This window comes from Pseudomonas sp. LBUM1655, from assembly GCF_059716085.1.
Map to the genome: position 1 here is coordinate 525,825 of NZ_CP166801.1, position 17,479 is coordinate 543,303.

A 17,479-nucleotide genomic window follows, 5' to 3' on the forward strand; every position below is an offset into this window, starting at 1 on the left:
CACTGACTGACAAGAGTGATGAAGGCCAAGTGCTATAAGAATGTGTCGGCTGCATCGGGTATTTCTCCAGCGCCTGATGGAAAAGAGCAAAAGATCGCAGCCTGCGGCAGCTCCTGGAGTGGAATGCGTTCCGTGTCAGCGCTGCCGCAGGCTGCGATCTTTTAAGGTTTAACGTAGTTTTATGACGATCGACTGCAGGTTTTTGCCATTGCGATCATGGTAATTGACCAAAATCTGATCAGCCTCGACCACCACGTGGGCAAAATTGTCCTCACTCACCACTTGGCTGGTCAGCTCATGTCGGTAATCGCCCGCAGCCGTGTGCACCAGTGGCTGATCGAGAATGAACGTGGAGGCCTTGGCATACGGCAACAGTTTGCTGTTGCACAGCGGCGAAGAAACGATGGTGTGGACTTCGAAGTCCGGGTCTTCGCTGTGGGTCAGGCGCGCGGTCAGCGAGCCGTGCACGTCGCCGGAGATGAACACGACATTCTTGATCTGCCGAGCGCGGATGGTTTCCAGCAGGCGCAGCCGTTGTTCCGGGAAGGCTTTCCAGGCGTCATCGCCATGCAGTTTGCGATCCGGGTAGAACATCACGCTGGTGACCACGAACTTGACACGCGCGGGGCTGTTGATCAGCCATTTGAGCAGCGCGTGTTCCTGAGCCTCATCGAGGATGCGTCGATCATCGGCCGACAAGTTACGGCGGGTGCGACTGTCGGTTACGAACCATTCGATATCGCCGTCGCTGAACTGATACCAGTAGTGCTCAAGTACCGAGCGATCAATCTGACCGTTAGTTGTGAGTGGATGTACCGGGCTGTGACTGGCTTGATACAACTCATAGGCGGCCATGGCATTGCGGTAAAGGTTGTCGTCGGACTTGCTGGCATTGGCAGGCCAGTTATCTTCGATTTCATGATCATCAAGAATCATGTAAGTAGAGGTGCCGGACATCAGTCGTTTAATGTTGGGCTGGGAGAAGGCTGCTCGGTATTTTTCAAGTATGTCTTTATATTCGCGATCCGGTGCAATCAGGTTCATGTCATCGGCATAGATTTGATCGCCGGTCATTAACGTTGCACTGATCGGCGGTTGCGCACCTTCAATCAATTGATTGATGGAGGCGAAGATCCGGTCGCCCAGTTGCGGCAGCGAAGCAATGCCTGCGGTCATGCGCAAGTAGCGGCAAGAGCCGACGATGTAGGCCCGCGCCTGCAAGGCTTTGCTGGAGCGGGTGCGGAACCGGTAGATCTCCCTGGGCCACTGCAGCGGTAGCTCCGCGACACTGTCCTGGGTGTGAACCGGACTCATCGGGCTGAACCAGCCTGCCTGATACTCGTATTCGGTATCGCCGCTCAAGTTGTTGAGTGCGAAAACTTCTGACATGTCACGAAGTTCGCTAAGTTTGGTAAAGAGTGCGGGTGACCATTGTTGCGCTCCGGAGGCGCGATAACGTATTGCGCCAAACACAGTGGCGTTGTTTTGTCGGTCGCCGCGAATGAATATGCGTGCGTGGTTAGTTGTGGTATGGCCAATAATAGGGCCGATAGTAGGTCTTAACATGTCGAATCCATTCGAATGGTTGCTGAATAAATATGAATGTGTACAAGTTGCAGTTGTACAACTATTGCGTGCCAAGGTTAGTTGCGCGGGAGATAAAAAAGATCGGTGTGAAGCCGACTTGGGTTGTGGCTGATATCAGCAAAACCTGTAGGAAAAAACCAAGCGTGGTTTTTTTCAGGCAAAAAAAGCCCCGTCAATTGACGGGGTTGAGGTACGAGCGTGTGGCGCTCGAAAACGTGGAGCACAAGCGACCCTCCGTTACCGGAGGGCCGCTTGGGATTACAGCAGGATGGTGCGGATGTCCGCCAGCAGGCTGCCCAGACGCTGGGTGAAGCGTGCGGCAGCAGCGCCGTTGATCACACGGTGATCGTAGGACAGCGACAGCGGCAGCATCAGTTTCGGCTGGAAGGCTTTGCCGTCCCAGACTGGCTGGATGGTTGCCTTGGAAACACCAAGGATCGCCACTTCCGGCGCGTTGACGATCGGCGTGAAGCCGGTGCCGCCAATGTGGCCGAGGCTGGAAATGGTGAAGCAGGCGCCTTGCATGTCGTCAGCGGTGAGCTTCTTGTCGCGGGCTTTAGCAGCCAGCGCAGCGGCTTCGGCTGCCAGTTGCAACAGGCTCTTCTGGTCGACGTTCTTGATGACCGGTACCAGCAGGCCATCCGGGGTGTCGACGGCGAAGCCGATGTTGACGTATTTCTTGCGGATGATTGCTTTGCCGCTTGGCGCCAGCGAACTGTTGAAGTCCGGCAGCTCCTTGAGCATGTGTGCGCAGGACTTGAGCAGCAGCGGCAGGATGGTCAGCTTGACGCCGGCCTTCTCTGCAACGGCTTTCTGCGCAACACGGAACGCTTCCAGCTCGGTGATATCAGCCGAATCGAACTGAGTCACGTGCGGGATGTTCAGCCAGCTGCGGTGCAGGCTCGACGCGCCGATCTGCATCAGGCGAGTCATCGGCACTTCTTCGATTTCGCCGAAACGGCTGAAGTCGACGACCGGAATCGGCGGGATGCCCGCGCCACCGGTTGCGCCAGCAGCAGCGGCCGGTGCTTCCTTGGCCTTCTGCATCATCGCTTTGACGTAAACCTGCACGTCTTCTTTCAGAATGCGACCGTGTGGACCGCTGGCGCCGACAGCGTTCAGCTCAACGCCGAACTCACGGGCCAGTTGACGCACGGCAGGGCCGGCGTGAACTTTCGCGCCAGGCTTGGCTGGAGCGGCGGCAGGAGTGGCAGCAGCAGGTGCAGCGGCAGCCGGAGCAGCAGCGGCTGGCGCTGGAGCACTTGGCGCAGCGGCAGCTGGAGCCGGGGCAGCAGCAGGCGCCGCGCCTTTGACTTTCAGCTTGAGGATCAGGTCGCCAGTGCCGACTTCGTCGTCCAGCTTGATGGAAACGCTTTCCACCACGCCGGCGGCAGGCGATGGAATTTCCATGCTGGCCTTGTCGGATTCCAGGGTGATCAGCGACTGGTCGGCTTCGACGGTGTCGCCAGCCTTGACCAGCACTTCGATGATCTTGGCCTTGCCGGCCGAACCGATGTCCGGAACGTGAATGTCCTGAACGCTGTCAGCCACCGGTGCAGCCGGGGCTGCTGCAGGAGCAGGCGCAGCAGCAGCGGCTGGCGCAGCAGCCTGAGCCGGAGCGGCCGCAGCAGGGGCCGCAGCACCCGCCACTTCCAGATCCAGAATCAGGTCGCCAGTGCCGACTTCGTCGTTGAGCTTGACGCTGATGGCTTTGACCACGCCAGCGGCAGGCGACGGGATTTCCATGCTGGCCTTGTCGGATTCCAGGGTGATCAACGATTGATCAGCCTCGACGGTGTCGCCGACCTTGACCTGGATCTCGATGATCTGAGCCTTGCCCGACGAACCGATGTCCGGCACGTGCACTTGCTGAACCGAAGCGGCAGCAGGTGCAGCGGCAGGCGCTGCAGCAGCAGGAGCGGCAGCCGGTTTGGCCTCAGCTTTTGCAGCAGGTGCAGCGGCAGCCGCAGGGGCTGCTTCAGCAGCACCCTCGACTTCCAGTTCCAGCAGTTCGTCACCTTCTTTCAGACGATCGCCCAGCTTCACTTTCAGGCTTTTGATGACGCCGGCTTTCGGGGCCGGCACTTCCATGCTGGCCTTGTCCGATTCCAGGGTCAGGATGCTCTGGTCGGCTTCGATACGGTCGCCGACCTTCACAAACAGTTCAATTACTTCACCTTCACCGCTGCCGATGTCAGGTACGCGAATGAGTTCGCTCACAGGGTTTCTCCTCAGCAGTCCAGTGGGTTGCGTTTTTCCGGGTCGATGCCGAACTTGGTGATGGCTTCAGCCACGACCTTAGGTTCGATATCACCACGGTCAGCCAGTGCTTCCAGGGCTGCCAACACCACGAAATGACGGTCGACTTCGAAGAAATGACGCAGTTTCTTGCGGCTGTCGCTACGGCCGAAACCGTCGGTGCCCAGGACTTTGAATTCCTTGGACGGTACCCACTGGCGGATCTGCTCAGCGAACAGCTTCATGTAGTCGGTGGACGCGATGACCGGACCTTTACGGCCGCTCAGGCATTCTTCGACGTAGCTCTGCTTAGGCTTCTGGCCTGGTTTCAGACGGTTGCTGCGCTCTACGGCCAGGCCGTCGCGACGCAGTTCGTTGAAGCTGGTGACGCTCCACACGTCGGCGCCAACGTTGAACTCTTCACGCAGGATCTTCGCCGCTTCACGCACTTCGCGCAGGATGGTGCCGGAGCCCATCAGCTGTACGTGGTGGGCCGCATCGCGGGTGTCTTCTTCGAGCAGGTACATGCCTTTCTTGATGCCTTCTTCGGCACCGGCCGGCATGGCTGGCTGCTGGTACGACTCGTTCATCACGGTGATGTAGTAGAAGATGTCCTGTTGCTCTTCGGTCATCTTCTTCATGCCGTCCTGAATGATCACCGCCAGCTCGTAGCCGTAGGTTGGATCGTAGGTGCGGCAGTTCGGGATGGTGGCAGCCAGCAGGTGGCTGTGACCGTCTTCGTGCTGCAGGCCTTCACCGTTCAGGGTGGTACGGCCGGCGGTGCCGCCGATCAGGAAACCACGGGTGCGGCTGTCGCCAGCGGCCCAGGCCAGGTCGCCAATACGCTGGAAACCGAACATCGAGTAGAAGATGTAGAACGGCAGCATCGGCTGGTTGTGGCTGGAATACGCAGTACCGGCAGCGATGAAGGAACTCATGGCGCCCGCTTCGTTGATGCCTTCTTCAAGGATCTGACCTTTCTGGTCTTCCTTGTAGAACATCACCTGGTCTTTATCGACTGGCTCGTAGAGTTGGCCGACGGACGAGTAGATGCCCAACTGACGGAACATGCCTTCCATACCGAAGGTACGGGCTTCGTCCGGGATGATCGGAACGATGCGCGGGCCGATTTCCTTGTCCTTGACCAGTTGCGCGAGGATCCGCACGAAGGCCATGGTGGTGGAAATTTCACGGTCGCCCGAACCATCGAGGATGGCCTTGAGGGTGTCCAGATCCGGCGTCGGCACGCTGAAGCTCTGCGCGCGGCGCTGAGGTACGAAACCGCCCAGTGCAGTGCGGCGCTCGCTCAGGTAGCGGGCTTCGGCGCTGTTTGGCTCTGGCTTGAAGAACGGCAGGTTCTCCAGCTCTTCGTCTTTTACCGGAATGTCGAAGCGATCGCGGAACAGCTTCAGGCTTTCAACATCGACTTTCTTGGTGTTGTGCGCGGTGTTCTTCGCTTCGCCGGCACCGGTGCCATAACCCTTGATGGTCTTGGCGAGGATGACGGTTGGTTGTTCTTTGTGGTTGACCGCTTCGTGGTAAGCCGCATAGACCTTGTACGGGTCGTGGCCGCCACGGTTGAGTTTCCAGATCTCGTCGTCGGACAGGTCTGCAACCATTGCCTTGAGTTCAGGCGTGTTGAAGAAGTGCTCGCGAACGAACGCGCCGTCTTTGGCTTTGTAGTTCTGGTACTCGCCGTCGATGACTTCGTCCATGCGACGTTGCAGGATGCCGTCGACGTCCTTGGCCAGCAGTGGGTCCCAGAAACGGCCCCAGATGACTTTGGTCACGTTCCACTGAGCGCCGCGGAACACGCCTTCGAGTTCCTGGATGATCTTGCCGTTACCGCGAACCGGGCCGTCGAGGCGCTGCAGGTTGCAGTTGATGACGAAGATCAGGTTGTCCAGCTTCTCGCGGCCGGCCAGGGAGATTGCGCCCAGGGATTCCGGCTCGTCGCACTCGCCGTCGCCAAGGAAGCACCAGACTTTCTGTTTGCCCGGCTGGATGAAGCCGCGGTGTTCCAGGTACTTCATGAAGCGTGCCTGGTAGATCGCCTGGATCGGGCCCAGACCCATGGATACGGTCGGGAACTGCCAGAAGTCGGGCATCAGCCAAGGGTGCGGGTAGGACGACAGGCCCTGACCGTCGACTTCCTGGCGGAAGTTGTTCATCTGGTCTTCGGTGATGCGGCCTTCCATGAACGCACGGGCGTAAACGCCTGGCGAGGTGTGGCCCTGGAAGTAGATCAGGTCGCCGCCGTGTTCGTCGGTCGGGGCCTGGAAGAAGTAGTTGAAGCCGATGTCATACAGGGTCGCACTGGAAGCGAAGCTGGAGATGTGACCACCCAGGTCAGAATCTTTCAGGTTCGTACGCATTACCATGGCCATCGCGTTCCAGCGTACCAACGAGCGAATGCGGCGTTCCATGAACAGGTCGCCAGGCATGCGTGCTTCGTGGGTAACAGGGATGGTGTTGCGGTAAGGCGTGGTGATGGCGTAAGGGAGTTGCGAGCCGCTGCGGGTCGCGAGTTCACCCATACGGGTCATCAGATAGTGAGCACGGTCTTCGCCTTCTTTGTCGAGAACCGATTCCAGGGCGTCCAGCCATTCCTGGGTTTCGACGGGATCGAGGTCTTGCATGGCTTGCTCCAGGGCGGAAAGGCTTCCAGAATCGGTTGCCTGAGTTTGCGACTGGCCTTGTGGGCAGACGATTTAAAATTCTTGGATTGCCGACAGGTTGTTCCGGCGGCGTGTAGTTTTACTACAAATCTTCCGGCATTTCAGCCTTTCGAATGTATAGACGAGTAGTAAAACTACAGATGAAAGGCTTGTGGCCTCTGACTGCGTTGTGAGAATAATCGTTAAGGTTGGTCGATTGCCATCCGAAAAGGTGAAAGTTTGATGCTGGGTGCCAAAGAAGAAGAAATTTCAGCTATTTATAACTTTTGTTCGACAGTCCATCGGGTAGCGGGTTTTCATCATTCACTACAAGCGGCCGTTTACACGCCGATCAAGGATAGACCATGACCCTGCCCGTGCTTGCCGAACTGCCTGCCATTCTCCTGCCGTTGGTCAGCCGATCCGAGCAGTCGTTCCGTACGGCCGTCGCCTCGCTTGATGACGATCACGGCTTCGCGACCTGGACACCTGAGCGCTGGGCGCAATTTGCCCGGGTCACCGCCGCCAGCGAGTTTGTCATTGAACAGAGTGTTCGTGACCCTTTGATGTTGCTGTCGCTGGTGCAGTCCGGCGAACTCGACCGCGCCTTTGCCCCCGGTGAACTGTGCGCACAAATTGCCGCCGCCGCGAATGCCGCGCAGACCGAAGATGAACTCGGTCGCGCGTTGCGCCGCCAACGCGCCCGCCATCAGGTGCGAATCATCTGGCGTGACCTGACTCGCCAGGCCGATCTGGTGCAGACCTGTCGCGACCTCTCGGATATGGCTGACGCCAGCATCGACCAGGCCTATCAATGGTTGTACAGCCGCCACTGCCAGCAATTCGGCACGCCGACCGGCCGCCGCAGTGGGTTGCCGCAGCAAATGGTCATCCTCGGCATGGGCAAGCTCGGCGCGGTCGAGCTGAACCTGTCCTCGGACATCGACCTGATATTCGCTTACCCCGAAGGCGGCGAAACCGTTGGAGTGAAACGCGCGCTGGATAATCAGGAATTCTTCATCCGCCTCGGCCAGCGCCTGATCAAGGCGCTGGACCCGATGACCGTCGACGGTTTTGTCTTTCGCGTCGACATGCGCCTGCGTCCATACGGTTCTTCCGGCGCGCTGGTGCTGAGCTTCAATGCACTGGAGCAGTATTACCAGGATCAGGGCCGTGACTGGGAACGCTACGCGATGATCAAGGCGCGGGTGGTGGCTGGCGATCAAGTGGCTGGCGCGCAGTTGCTCGACATGCTGCGGCCGTTCGTTTACCGGCGTTATCTGGATTTCTCGGCGATCGAAGCGCTGCGCACCATGAAGCAGTTGATCCAGCAGGAAGTGCGACGCAAAGGCATGGCCGACAACATCAAGCTCGGCTCTGGCGGTATCCGCGAAGTCGAGTTCATCGCCCAGGCGTTTCAGTTGATTCACGGCGGGCGCGACCTGAGCCTGCAACAGCGTCCTCTATTAAAGGTGTTGAGCACGCTGGAGGGGCAGGGTTATCTGCCGCCAGCGGTGATCAGCGAGTTGCGCGAAGGCTACGAGTTTCTACGTTACACCGAGCACGCGATTCAAGCGATTGCCGACCGCCAGACCCAGATGCTGCCGGACGGCGCGCAGGATCAGGCGCGCATTGCCTTCATGCTCGGATTCGCCGACTGGGACGCCTTCCACGAAAAACTGATGTTCTGGCGCGGCCGCGTAGCGTGGCACTTTGCGCAGGTGATCGCCGATCCCGATGAAGAAGAGGGCGCCGAAAGTGAAGTGGTGGTCGGCGGTGAATGGCTGCCGTTGTGGGAAGAGGCGCAGGATGAAGAAGCCGCTTGCCGTCAGTTGGAAGAGGGCGGTTTTGCCGATGCGACCAAAGCTTTAAAGGCACTGGCCGGTCTGCGCGGCAGTCCGCAACTGCGTGCGATGCAGCGTTTGGGGCGCGAGCGTCTCGATGCCTTTATTCCGCGTCTGATCGCCCAGGCTGTGGAGCATGACAACCCGGATCTGGTCCTTGAGCGAGTGCTGCCGCTGGTTGAAGCGGTTGCTCGGCGTTCGGCTTATTTAGTCTTGCTGACGGAGAATCCCGGTGCATTACGGCGTTTGCTGACGTTGTGTGCGGCGAGCCCTTGGATTGCCGAGCAGATCACTCGTTTCCCGCTGCTGCTCGATGAGTTGCTCAACGAGGGCCGACTGTTCAAGCCGCCATTGGCGCCAGAACTGGCCGCCGAATTGCGCGAACGCCTTACGCGGATTCCTGAAGATGACCTCGAACAACAGATGGAAGCTCTGCGCCATTTCAAACTGGCGCATCGCTTGCGCGTCGCCGCCTCGGAAATCGCCGGTAGCCTGCCGCTGATGAAGGTCAGTGATTACCTGACGTGGCTGGCCGAGGCTATCCTCGAGCAAGTGTTGGCCCTGGCCTGGCGCCAGACCGTGGCCAAGTACGGCACGCCGCTGCGCACTGACGGCAGCTTGTGCGATCCCGGCTTCATCATTGTCGGTTACGGCAAGGTCGGTGGTATCGAGTTGGGGCACGGTTCGGATCTGGATCTGGTGTTCATCCACGACGGTGATCCGCAGGCGGAAACCGATGGACCTAAGCCGATTGATGGTGCGCAGTTCTTCACGCGTCTCGGGCAGCGGATCATTCACTTGCTGACGGCGCAGACCAACTCTGGCCAGCTCTATGAAGTGGATATGCGTCTGCGCCCGTCCGGCGCATCCGGGCTGTTGGTGAGTTCGCTGGGGGCTTTTGAGCGCTATCAGGAAAACGAAGCCTGGACCTGGGAACATCAGGCTCTGGTGCGCGCGCGGGTGCTGGTCGGCAGCCAGGATGTCGGGCAGGCATTCGAGAAAGTCCGCGCGCAAGTGCTGGGCAAGGCGCGGGATCTGCCCAAGTTGCAACAGGAAGTCAGCGAGATGCGCGCGAAGATGCGCGACAACCTCGGCAGCAAGAGCACCGCGGCCGGTACGGCGGCGAATGCCTTCGAGGCCTCGGCGCCGTTCGACCTCAAGCAGGACGCCGGAGGTATCGTCGATATTGAATTTATGGTGCAATACGCGGCTCTGGCGTGGTCGCACAGCCACCCGCCACTGCTGCGCTGGACCGATAACATCCGCATTCTGGAAGAGCTGGAGCACGAAGGGCTGATGCCTGCCGAAGATGCCAGTCTGTTGCGCGAGGCCTATAAAGCCTACCGCTCCGCCGCCCACCGGCAGGCCTTGCAGAAGGATGCCGGGGTGATAACAGGTGACCAGTTTGTCGACGAACGTCGGCAGGTATTGCGGATCTGGCGTGAGTTGGGGCTAAGCTGAACACGGTTCGAGCAGCACCCGATACCCTGTGGGAGCGAGCCTGCTCGCGATAGCGGAGTGACAGTCGACAGTTATGTTGAAGGTAATGACCCATCGCAAGCTGCATGGCTCCCACAATGATTCTCGAGGCGGGGAGGCGTAAAGCCTCCCCGGTTCGTTTATGGAAACCACATGAATATTCTGATCGTTGGGCCCAGTTGGGTCGGTGACATGGTGATGGCGCAGACACTGTTTCAGTGCCTCAAGCAGCGCCACCCGCAGTGCGAAATCGACGTGCTGGCTCCCGAGTGGAGCCGGCCGATCCTTGAGCGCATGCCTGAAGTGCGCAAGGCCTTGAGCTTTCCGCTCGGTCACGGCGCGCTGGAGTTGGCGACGCGTCGGCGCATCGGCAAATCTCTGGCCGGCCAGTACGATCAGGCTATCCTGTTGCCCAACTCGCTAAAGTCGGCGCTGGTACCTTTTTTCGCCGGTATCAAGAAGCGCACCGGCTGGCGCGGCGAGTTCCGCTACGGCCTGCTCAATGACGTGCGTACGCTCGATAAAGAACGCTATCCGCTGATGATCGAGCGCTTCATGGCGTTGGCCTATGAGCCGAATGCCGAGTTGCCGAAACCGTATCCGCGTCCAAGCCTGCAAATCGACCCGGTGACCCGCGAAGCGGCACTGGCCAAATTTGGCCTGACCCTCGACCGCCCGGTTTTGGCCCTGTGCCCTGGCGCCGAGTTCGGCGAATCCAAGCGCTGGCCGTCCGAGCATTACGCCAAAGTCGCCGAAGCGCGGATTCGCGAAGGCTGGCAGGTGTGGCTGTTCGGTTCGAAAAATGATCATGCGGTGGGTGAAGACATCCGCGCACGATTGATCCCGGGCCTGCGAGAAGAATCGGTGAACCTCAGCGGCGACACTTCTTTGGCCGAGGCGATTGACCTGCTGTCCTGTGCTGATTCGGTGGTGTCCAACGACTCCGGCTTGATGCACGTTGCGGCAGCGCTGAACCGCCCGTTGGTGGCGGTTTACGGTTCGACCTCGCCGGGCTTCACCCCACCGCTGGCCGAGCACGTCGAAATCGTCCGCCTGGGCCTCGATTGCAGTCCGTGCTTCGACCGTACTTGCCGTTTCGGCCATTACAACTGCCTGCGCCAATTGATGCCGGAAGCGGTCAACGATGCCTTGCAGAAATTGCAGGGCTCTGTGGTCGAGGTTCATTAAGTTGCGGGTATTGCTGATCAAGACTTCATCGCTGGGCGACGTGATTCACGCGTTGCCGGCGCTGACCGACGCGGCTCGGGCGATTCCCGGGATCCAGTTCGATTGGGTTGTGGAAGAAGGCTTTGCCGAAATCCCGACCTGGCACCCGGCCGTCGGCAAAGTGATTCCGGTGGCGATTCGCCGCTGGCGCAAAAACCTCTGGCAGACCATCAAGAGTGGCGAGTGGAAGCGCTTCAAGCAAAGCGTTCGCGCGAGCAAATATGACTTGGTGATCGACGCGCAGGGCCTGCTGAAAAGCGCCTGGCTGACCCGTTATGTCAAAGCCCCGGTGGCCGGCCTCGATAAAGGCTCGGCACGCGAGCCGATGGCGTCGCGTTTCTATGACCGCAAATTGGCCGTGGCCCGTGGTCAGCACGCCGTCGAACGCGTGCGTCAGTTGTTCGCGATTGCCTTGGGTTACGACCTCCCCAAAGGTTTGGGCGATTACGGCCTGAACGTCGAGCGTCTGGTCGAACTGCCGCGCAAAAACGCTTTCGTGGTGTTCCTCCACGGCACCACTTGGGACACCAAGCACTGGCCGGAAGCCTACTGGCGCGAGCTGACCGAGCGTGTTGGTTACCTTGGCGTTGGCGTCAAACTGCCATGGGGCAACCCGCTGGAGAAAGCCCGCGCCGAGCGCATCGCCGCCGGTTTCAAACACGCTGAAGTGTTGCCGAAACTGAATCTGGCCGGCGTCGGCAAGGTGCTGGCCGGGGCTCAGGCCTGCGTGGCGGTGGATACCGGTCTCGGTCACCTTGCGGCAGCGCTGGATGTACCGACGATTTCGCTGTTCGGTCCGACCAACCCGGGCCTGACCGGCGCCTACGGCAAACTGCAGATTCACTTGGCCAGCGATTTCCCGTGCGCGCCGTGCCTGCAAAAGAAATGTACCTATCAACCGACCGCGCAGGATGCCCGTCAGTTTGACCTGAAACGCGAGCAGCCTCTGTGCTTCACGCGTCTGAATCCCGAGCGTGTCGCCAGCCGACTGAGCACGTTGTTAATGGCTGAGGAGCTGCGCTGATGCAATTGGCTTTTGTCCTGTACAAATATTTCCCGTTTGGTGGTTTGCAGCGCGACTTCATGCGCATCGCCCTCGAATGCCAGAAGCGCGGCCACCAGATCCGCGTCTACACGCTGATCTGGGAAGGCGACGTGCCGCCGGGTTTCGAAGTGCTGGTGGCGCCGGTCAAGGCGTTTTTCAATCACCGTCGCAACGAAAAACTCAGCGCATGGATGGAAGCGGATCTGGCCAAGCGTCCGGTGGATCGCCTGATCGGTTTCAACAAGATGCCGGGGCTGGACGTCTACTACGCCGCCGACGGCTGCTTTGAAGACAAGGCGCAGAACCTGCGCAATTCGCTGTACCGCCGTTGGGGCCGCTATCGCCACTTCGCCGAGTACGAACGCGCGGTATTCGCCAAAGACGCGAAAACCGAAGTGCTGATGATTTCCGAAGTGCAGCAGCCGCTGTTCATCAAACATTACGACACCCCGCTGGAGCGCTTCCATCTGCTGCCGCCGGGCATCGCTCAGGATCGTCGCCGCCCTGCGGATGCTGACGAAATTCGCGCCGGCTTCCGCGCCGAATTCAACCTCAAGGACGACGACCTGCTGCTGGTGCAGATCGGCTCCGGGTTCAAGACCAAAGGCGTAGATCGCAGCCTCAAGGCGCTGGCCGCATTGCCGGCCGAACTGAAGAAGCGCACCCGGCTGTTTGTAATCGGCCAGGATGACCCCAAATTGTTCCAGATGCAGAGTGCAACTTTGGGCCTGGGCGATAACGTGACGTTCCTCAAGGGTCGCAGCGATATCCCGCGTTTTCTGCTCGGCGCCGATTTGTTGATCCACCCGGCGTACAACGAAAACACCGGTACAGTGCTGCTCGAAGCGCTGGTCGCCGGTCTACCGGTGCTGGTCAGCGCTGTCTGCGGTTACGCCCATTACATTGCCGAGGCGGATGCCGGGCGAGTGCTGGACGAACCGCTCGATCAGGCGCAACTGACGCAGTATCTGACCGAAATGTTGAAAGACGACGCTGCACGCGCGGCCTGGAGCCGCAATGGTCTGGCCTTCGCCGAGACGGCCGACCTCTACAGCATGCCGCAGCACGCGGCCGATGTGATTCTGGCGGAGCACGCTTAAATGAAGTTGATGCTGGCTGAACCGTTCAAGAGCCTCTGGGCCGGACGCGACCCGTTCGCCGAAGTCGAGGGCTTGCAGGGCGAGGTTTATCGCGAGCTGGAAGCCCGCCGGACATTGCGCACGGAAGTCGATGGCAACGGATTTTTCGTCAAGATCCACCGTGGCATCGGCTGGGGCGAGATTTTCAAGAACCTGCTGACCGCCAAGCTGCCGGTGCTCGGCGCGGGTCAGGAGTGGCAGGCTATTCAGCGTTTGCAGGAAGTCGGCGTGCCGACCATGACTGCCGTCGCCTATGGCGAGAAGGGCAGTAACCCGGCGGATCAGCATTCGTTCATCGTCACTGAAGAGCTGGCGCCGACCATCAGCCTCGAAGACTTCAGTATCGACTGGGTCAAACAGCCGCCCGAGCCAAAACTCAAGCGTGCGCTGATCGCCGAAGTGGCGCGTATGACCGGCATGATGCATCGCGCCGGCGTCAACCACCGCGACTGCTACATCTGCCATTTCCTGCTGCACACCGACAAACCGGTGATGGCGGAGGATTTCAAGCTGTCGGTGATCGACCTGCACCGTGCCCAGACCCGTGCGAAGATTACCCAACGCTGGCGCAACAAGGATCTGGCGGCGCTGTACTTTTCCGCGCTGGACATCGGCCTGACCCGTCGCGACAAACTGCGCTTCCTCAAAAGCTATTTCCAGCAGCCGCTGCGCCAGATCCTGGCTGAAGAAGCGCCGCTGCTGAACTGGCTGGAAGGCAAGGCCAACAAGCTCTATGCGCGTAAACAGCGGTACGGGGATGCGCTCTGATGGCGGGCTGGACTCTTGAGCCGCAATACAGCGATCTCGCCGAAGACTTTGGCAGCCTCGACGCCGTATTTGCCCTGCAAGGCGAGCGCCTGACCCGTGACCCGTTGTCCGAGGTCATTCGCGTGCAACGCAATGGCGTCAACTATTACGTCAAGCGCTACGTCGGTGCCGGAAAAGGCCTGCGCCGTTACCTCGGCAAGCCACGGGTGAAAATGGAATGGCAGAACCTCAAACGCTTCGCCAAGTGGGGCATTCCCACCGCCGAAGTGGTTGCCTGGGGCCTGGAGCGCCGTGGCGCGGCGTATGACCGTGGCGCGATGATCACCCGCGAACTGCCCAACACCGAAGACCTCTCGGCGCTCGCCGAGCGCAAGGACCCGAAGCTCAAGGATCGCGCCTGGGTCGACGGCGTCAGCCGGCAATTGGCCGGCTATACACGGACAATGCACGATCAGCGTTTTACCCATAACGATCTGAAATGGCGCAACCTGTTGATCGATGATCAGGCGCGCATATTTCTCATCGATTGCCCCAATGGCGAGTTCTGGCGCGGGTTCTGGCTCAAGTATCGGATCACCAAGGATCTGGCCTGTCTCGACAAACTCGCCAAATACCACCTGTCCAATACCCAACGCCTGCGCTTCTATATGCAATACCGCCAGTGCGATCGGCTGAATGTTGCCGACAAGAAACGGATTCGGCACGTGGTGAGATTTTTCGAGGGACGTGAATGACTGATTTTCTGGCCGAAGAAGACCGGGCGCTGCTTGAGCGCCACGGTCTAGGCACTTTTGACGCCCTGTGGGCCAAGCAGCTCGAAGCGGTGGACGAGCCTAATACCGCTCGTGGCGGCTGGAGCAGCGTGTTTCGTCTGGATCTGGAAGGCCAGGGTTACTACCTCAAGCGCCAGAGCAATTACCTGACCCGTACCTTGCATGCGCCTTTCGGCGAGCCAAGCTTTGCTCGTGAATTTCGCAACATCAGCCGTTATCGCAAGCTCGGCATTCCGGCGCTGCAAGCGGCATTTTTCGGTGAGCGCAAAGTCGATGGCGAAGTTCGCGCGATCCTGCTGACGCGCGCGCTGGACGGCTGGAGCGACCTTGAGTCGCTGCTGGCGGGCTGGTCGCAGCTGAGCGCCGTGCAGCAATCGGCGATCCTCAAGGCCTGCGGGTTGCTGGCTCGGCATCTGCACGGCGTACGCCAGGTGCATGGCTGCTTCTATCCCAAACACATTTTTCTGCGGGCCAACGGCGACGGGTATCAGGCGCAACTGATCGACCTGGAAAAAACCCGACCGTTATTGTTCGGCATGCGTGACCGGATCAAGGATCTGGAGCCGCTGCAGCGTCGTGCGCCGGAGTGGCGCGAGGCGCAATTGCGTGAATTGCTCGCGGCTTATCTCGATCAGTCGACCGACAGTTCGCTGCTCGACAACTGGCTTGCCCGGCTGACGGCGCGACGTAGTCACAAGGAGACCCGCTGATGCAATTGTCCGCGCTGGCCGCTGTCGGGCGAGCCCCAGAACTGCCGCTGACGGTGACCCTTTCTGATGCGGCCGGTGCTGCGGATCTGCAGTTGTTGAGTCTGCTGCGCGTGTTGCCTGGGCAGCGTTACGTTGGTGCCGGTGTCTGGCGCGGCCGGCCGGTGCTGGCCAAGTTGCTGGTCGGCAGCAAGGCTGCCCGGCACTTTCAGCGTGAGCTGGAAGGCGTGCGCTTGCTGGCTGCTCAAGGTCTGACGACTCCGCTGCTGCTGGCCGATGGTCTGGTGAACGGTGAGGGTGGCTGGCTGCTGTTCGATTTCCTTGAGGGAGCCGAAAGCCTTGGTGAGGCCTGGAGCAAAGTCGAGGCGCTGCCGGTGCTGGCGGATGAGCAATCCGCCGTGTTGGCCGAGGCGCTCGGCGCCATCGGTCTGTTGCACGGCAAGGGGCTTTGGCAGGAAGACCTGCATCTGGACAACCTGCTGCGACATGGCGGTCAGTTGTACTTGATCGACGGTGCCGGCATTTGTGTGGAAACCGCCGGTCAACCGCTGTCACGGCAGAAGGTTCTGGAAAACCTCGGTGTGTTTTTTGCTCAGTTGCCCAAGGCGCTCGAGCAGTACACCGAAGAGTTGCTGGTTTATTACCTGCTGAGCAACAGCGAGCACGCGTTGCCGCTGGAAGCCTTGCAGAAACAGATCGACAAGGTGCGCCGCTGGCGTTTGAAGGATTACCTGATCAAGGTCGGCCGCGAATGCACGCTGTTCAGCGTCCAGCGTGGGGCGTTTGGTTTGCGGGCGATCCGGCGCGAGGAAGAAACGGCCATGGTGCCGGTGCTTGAGCAGGCCGATGCGCTCCTTGATCAGGGCCATCTCTATAAAACCGGCGGGGCCGCGAGCGTCGGCAAGGTCGAAGTGGGCGCACGCACACTGGTGATCAAGCGCTATAACATCAAGAGCTTTGCCCATTGGCTCAAGCGTTTCTGGCGTCCGAGTCGTGCCTGGCACTCATGGCGCGAGGGCAATCGCCTGGCGTTTCTTGGTATTGCCACGCCCAAGCCGCTGGCAGTGCTGGAAAAGCGTTTTTTGTGGTTGCGCAGTCGCGCGTATCTGGTGACCGAGTTCCTGCCGGGGCCAGACATCATCGAGCGCTTCGCGCCTTACGTTGAAAATGGCGAGGCGCCGGAATCGGAATTGCAGGCGCTGGATGTGCTGTTTGCGCAATTGATTGCCGAACGCATCAGTCATGGTGATTTCAAAGGCCATAATCTGTTCTGGCAGGACGATCGCTGGGCTCTGATCGATCTGGATTCGATGTGCCAGCATGGCTCGATGGGCACCTTCGTGGGGGCCTATGCGCGGGATCGCGCGCGGTTCATGCGTAACTGGCCGGAGAGTAGCGCGCTCTATCAGGTGATTGATCAGCGGTTGCCCAAAGATATCTCCAGCGCGACCTGAGAGGTTTGTTGAGCGCAGCCAATCGCGCGCTCGGCAATGGGGGACAAGATCCAGCGACTTGTCCTACAGCCTCATCAGAAGCGATGAACTGTGCCCGCTGCAGCCTCGATGCTAGTTTGCCTGACGACTTCGGAGGGCAACTCTTGACGATCAAAAAGGCTATGACTCTGGGCGCTTTTTCATGGGTTTTGTCAGGCTGCGGCAGCGCCCTGACGATATTGCAAGACGATGCCGACGTTGCTCGCGACATGCGCAAGCAAAAAACCTACTGCCAATCCATTTCGCGCATTTACAGCGGCCTGGCCTACGACTTCTGCGTATTGAACGCACCGCCAGATCCAAGCGGCTACCTCGTACCTTTCGTGTTGCTGGATTTGCCGCTATCCGGTGCATTCGACACGGTTGTGCTGCCCTATACGATTTATCGGCAGGTCACTGAGGGCCACCTCAGCATTTATTGGCGCAGGGGCGGTTATTGAGCCAAACGACAAGGTATATCTGAACCATTCGCTCCGGGGCAATTCGCACAGGGTAATTCCCGTCTTGTTTACGCTATAATCC

At 59.7% G+C, this 17,479-nt stretch carries 12 protein-coding genes; 9 read left to right on the forward strand and 3 right to left on the reverse strand.

Translation table 11 applies throughout. The features are described 5' to 3' along the window. Positions 1-168 precede the first annotated feature (168 nt). From ACA074_RS02365 to aceE, 3 genes are all read right to left on the reverse strand, one after another. Entirely contained in the window at positions 169-1,566 is a 1,398-nt protein-coding gene (locus tag ACA074_RS02365) for an alkaline phosphatase D family protein (protein WP_497678368.1), read from the reverse strand. Positions 1,567-1,845: 279 nt separating this feature from the next. Further along, positions 1,846-3,807: a dihydrolipoyllysine-residue acetyltransferase gene (gene aceF, locus ACA074_RS02370; protein WP_401269169.1), complete on the reverse strand. Its 1,962-nt coding sequence runs from the start codon at positions 3,805-3,807 to the stop codon at positions 1,846-1,848. 11 nt (positions 3,808-3,818) lie between these two features. Next, positions 3,819-6,464 carry a pyruvate dehydrogenase (acetyl-transferring), homodimeric type gene (aceE, locus tag ACA074_RS02375; RefSeq protein ID WP_489880389.1) on the reverse strand — a complete coding sequence of 882 codons (2,646 nt, stop codon included), beginning with the start codon at positions 6,462-6,464 and terminating at the stop codon, positions 3,819-3,821. A 383-nt stretch (positions 6,465-6,847) separates the two neighbouring features. Here aceE and glnE point away from each other — a divergent pair, with 383 nt between their 5' ends. The 9 genes from glnE (at position 6,848) to ACA074_RS02420 (ending at position 17,397) form a co-directional block, all read left to right on the forward strand. After that, a complete protein-coding gene (gene glnE / locus ACA074_RS02380) occupies positions 6,848-9,787 on the forward strand; it encodes a bifunctional [glutamate--ammonia ligase]-adenylyl-L-tyrosine phosphorylase/[glutamate--ammonia-ligase] adenylyltransferase (RefSeq protein ID WP_497616175.1) in 2,940 nt (979 codons plus the stop codon). 171 nt (positions 9,788-9,958) lie between these two features. Beyond that, positions 9,959-10,993 (forward strand): lipopolysaccharide heptosyltransferase II, encoded by a 1,035-nt coding sequence (gene waaF / locus ACA074_RS02385; protein ID WP_401271130.1) that lies wholly within the window; start codon positions 9,959-9,961, stop codon positions 10,991-10,993. Position 10,994: 1 nt separating this feature from the next. Next, a complete protein-coding gene (waaC, locus tag ACA074_RS02390; RefSeq protein WP_187677936.1) occupies positions 10,995-12,056 on the forward strand; it encodes a lipopolysaccharide heptosyltransferase I in 1,062 nt (353 codons plus the stop codon). Next, on the forward strand, positions 12,056-13,177 hold the full coding sequence (locus ACA074_RS02395) for a glycosyltransferase family 4 protein (RefSeq protein ID WP_497678369.1): 1,122 nt from the start codon (positions 12,056-12,058) through the stop codon (positions 13,175-13,177). Before waaC ends, ACA074_RS02395 begins: the two co-directional genes overlap by 1 nt. After that, on the forward strand, positions 13,178-13,984 hold the full coding sequence (gene rfaP / locus ACA074_RS02400; protein WP_187677934.1) for a lipopolysaccharide core heptose(I) kinase RfaP: 807 nt from the start codon (positions 13,178-13,180) through the stop codon (positions 13,982-13,984). It abuts the gene before it with no gap. Next, positions 13,984-14,718 carry a lipopolysaccharide kinase InaA family protein gene (locus ACA074_RS02405; protein ID WP_187677933.1) on the forward strand — a complete coding sequence of 245 codons (735 nt, stop codon included), beginning with the start codon at positions 13,984-13,986 and terminating at the stop codon, positions 14,716-14,718. Before rfaP ends, ACA074_RS02405 begins: the two co-directional genes overlap by 1 nt. Then, entirely contained in the window at positions 14,715-15,467 is a 753-nt protein-coding gene (locus tag ACA074_RS02410) for a lipopolysaccharide kinase InaA family protein (protein WP_497616182.1), read from the forward strand. Before ACA074_RS02405 ends, ACA074_RS02410 begins: the two co-directional genes overlap by 4 nt. Then, a complete protein-coding gene (locus ACA074_RS02415; protein ID WP_497678370.1) occupies positions 15,467-16,918 on the forward strand; it encodes a lipopolysaccharide kinase InaA family protein in 1,452 nt (483 codons plus the stop codon). Before ACA074_RS02410 ends, ACA074_RS02415 begins: the two co-directional genes overlap by 1 nt. A 143-nt stretch (positions 16,919-17,061) precedes the next feature. After that, positions 17,062-17,397, forward strand: a complete 336-nt coding sequence (locus tag ACA074_RS02420) for a YceK/YidQ family lipoprotein (protein ID WP_497678371.1) — start codon at positions 17,062-17,064, stop codon at positions 17,395-17,397. Positions 17,398-17,479: the final 82 nt, after the last annotated feature.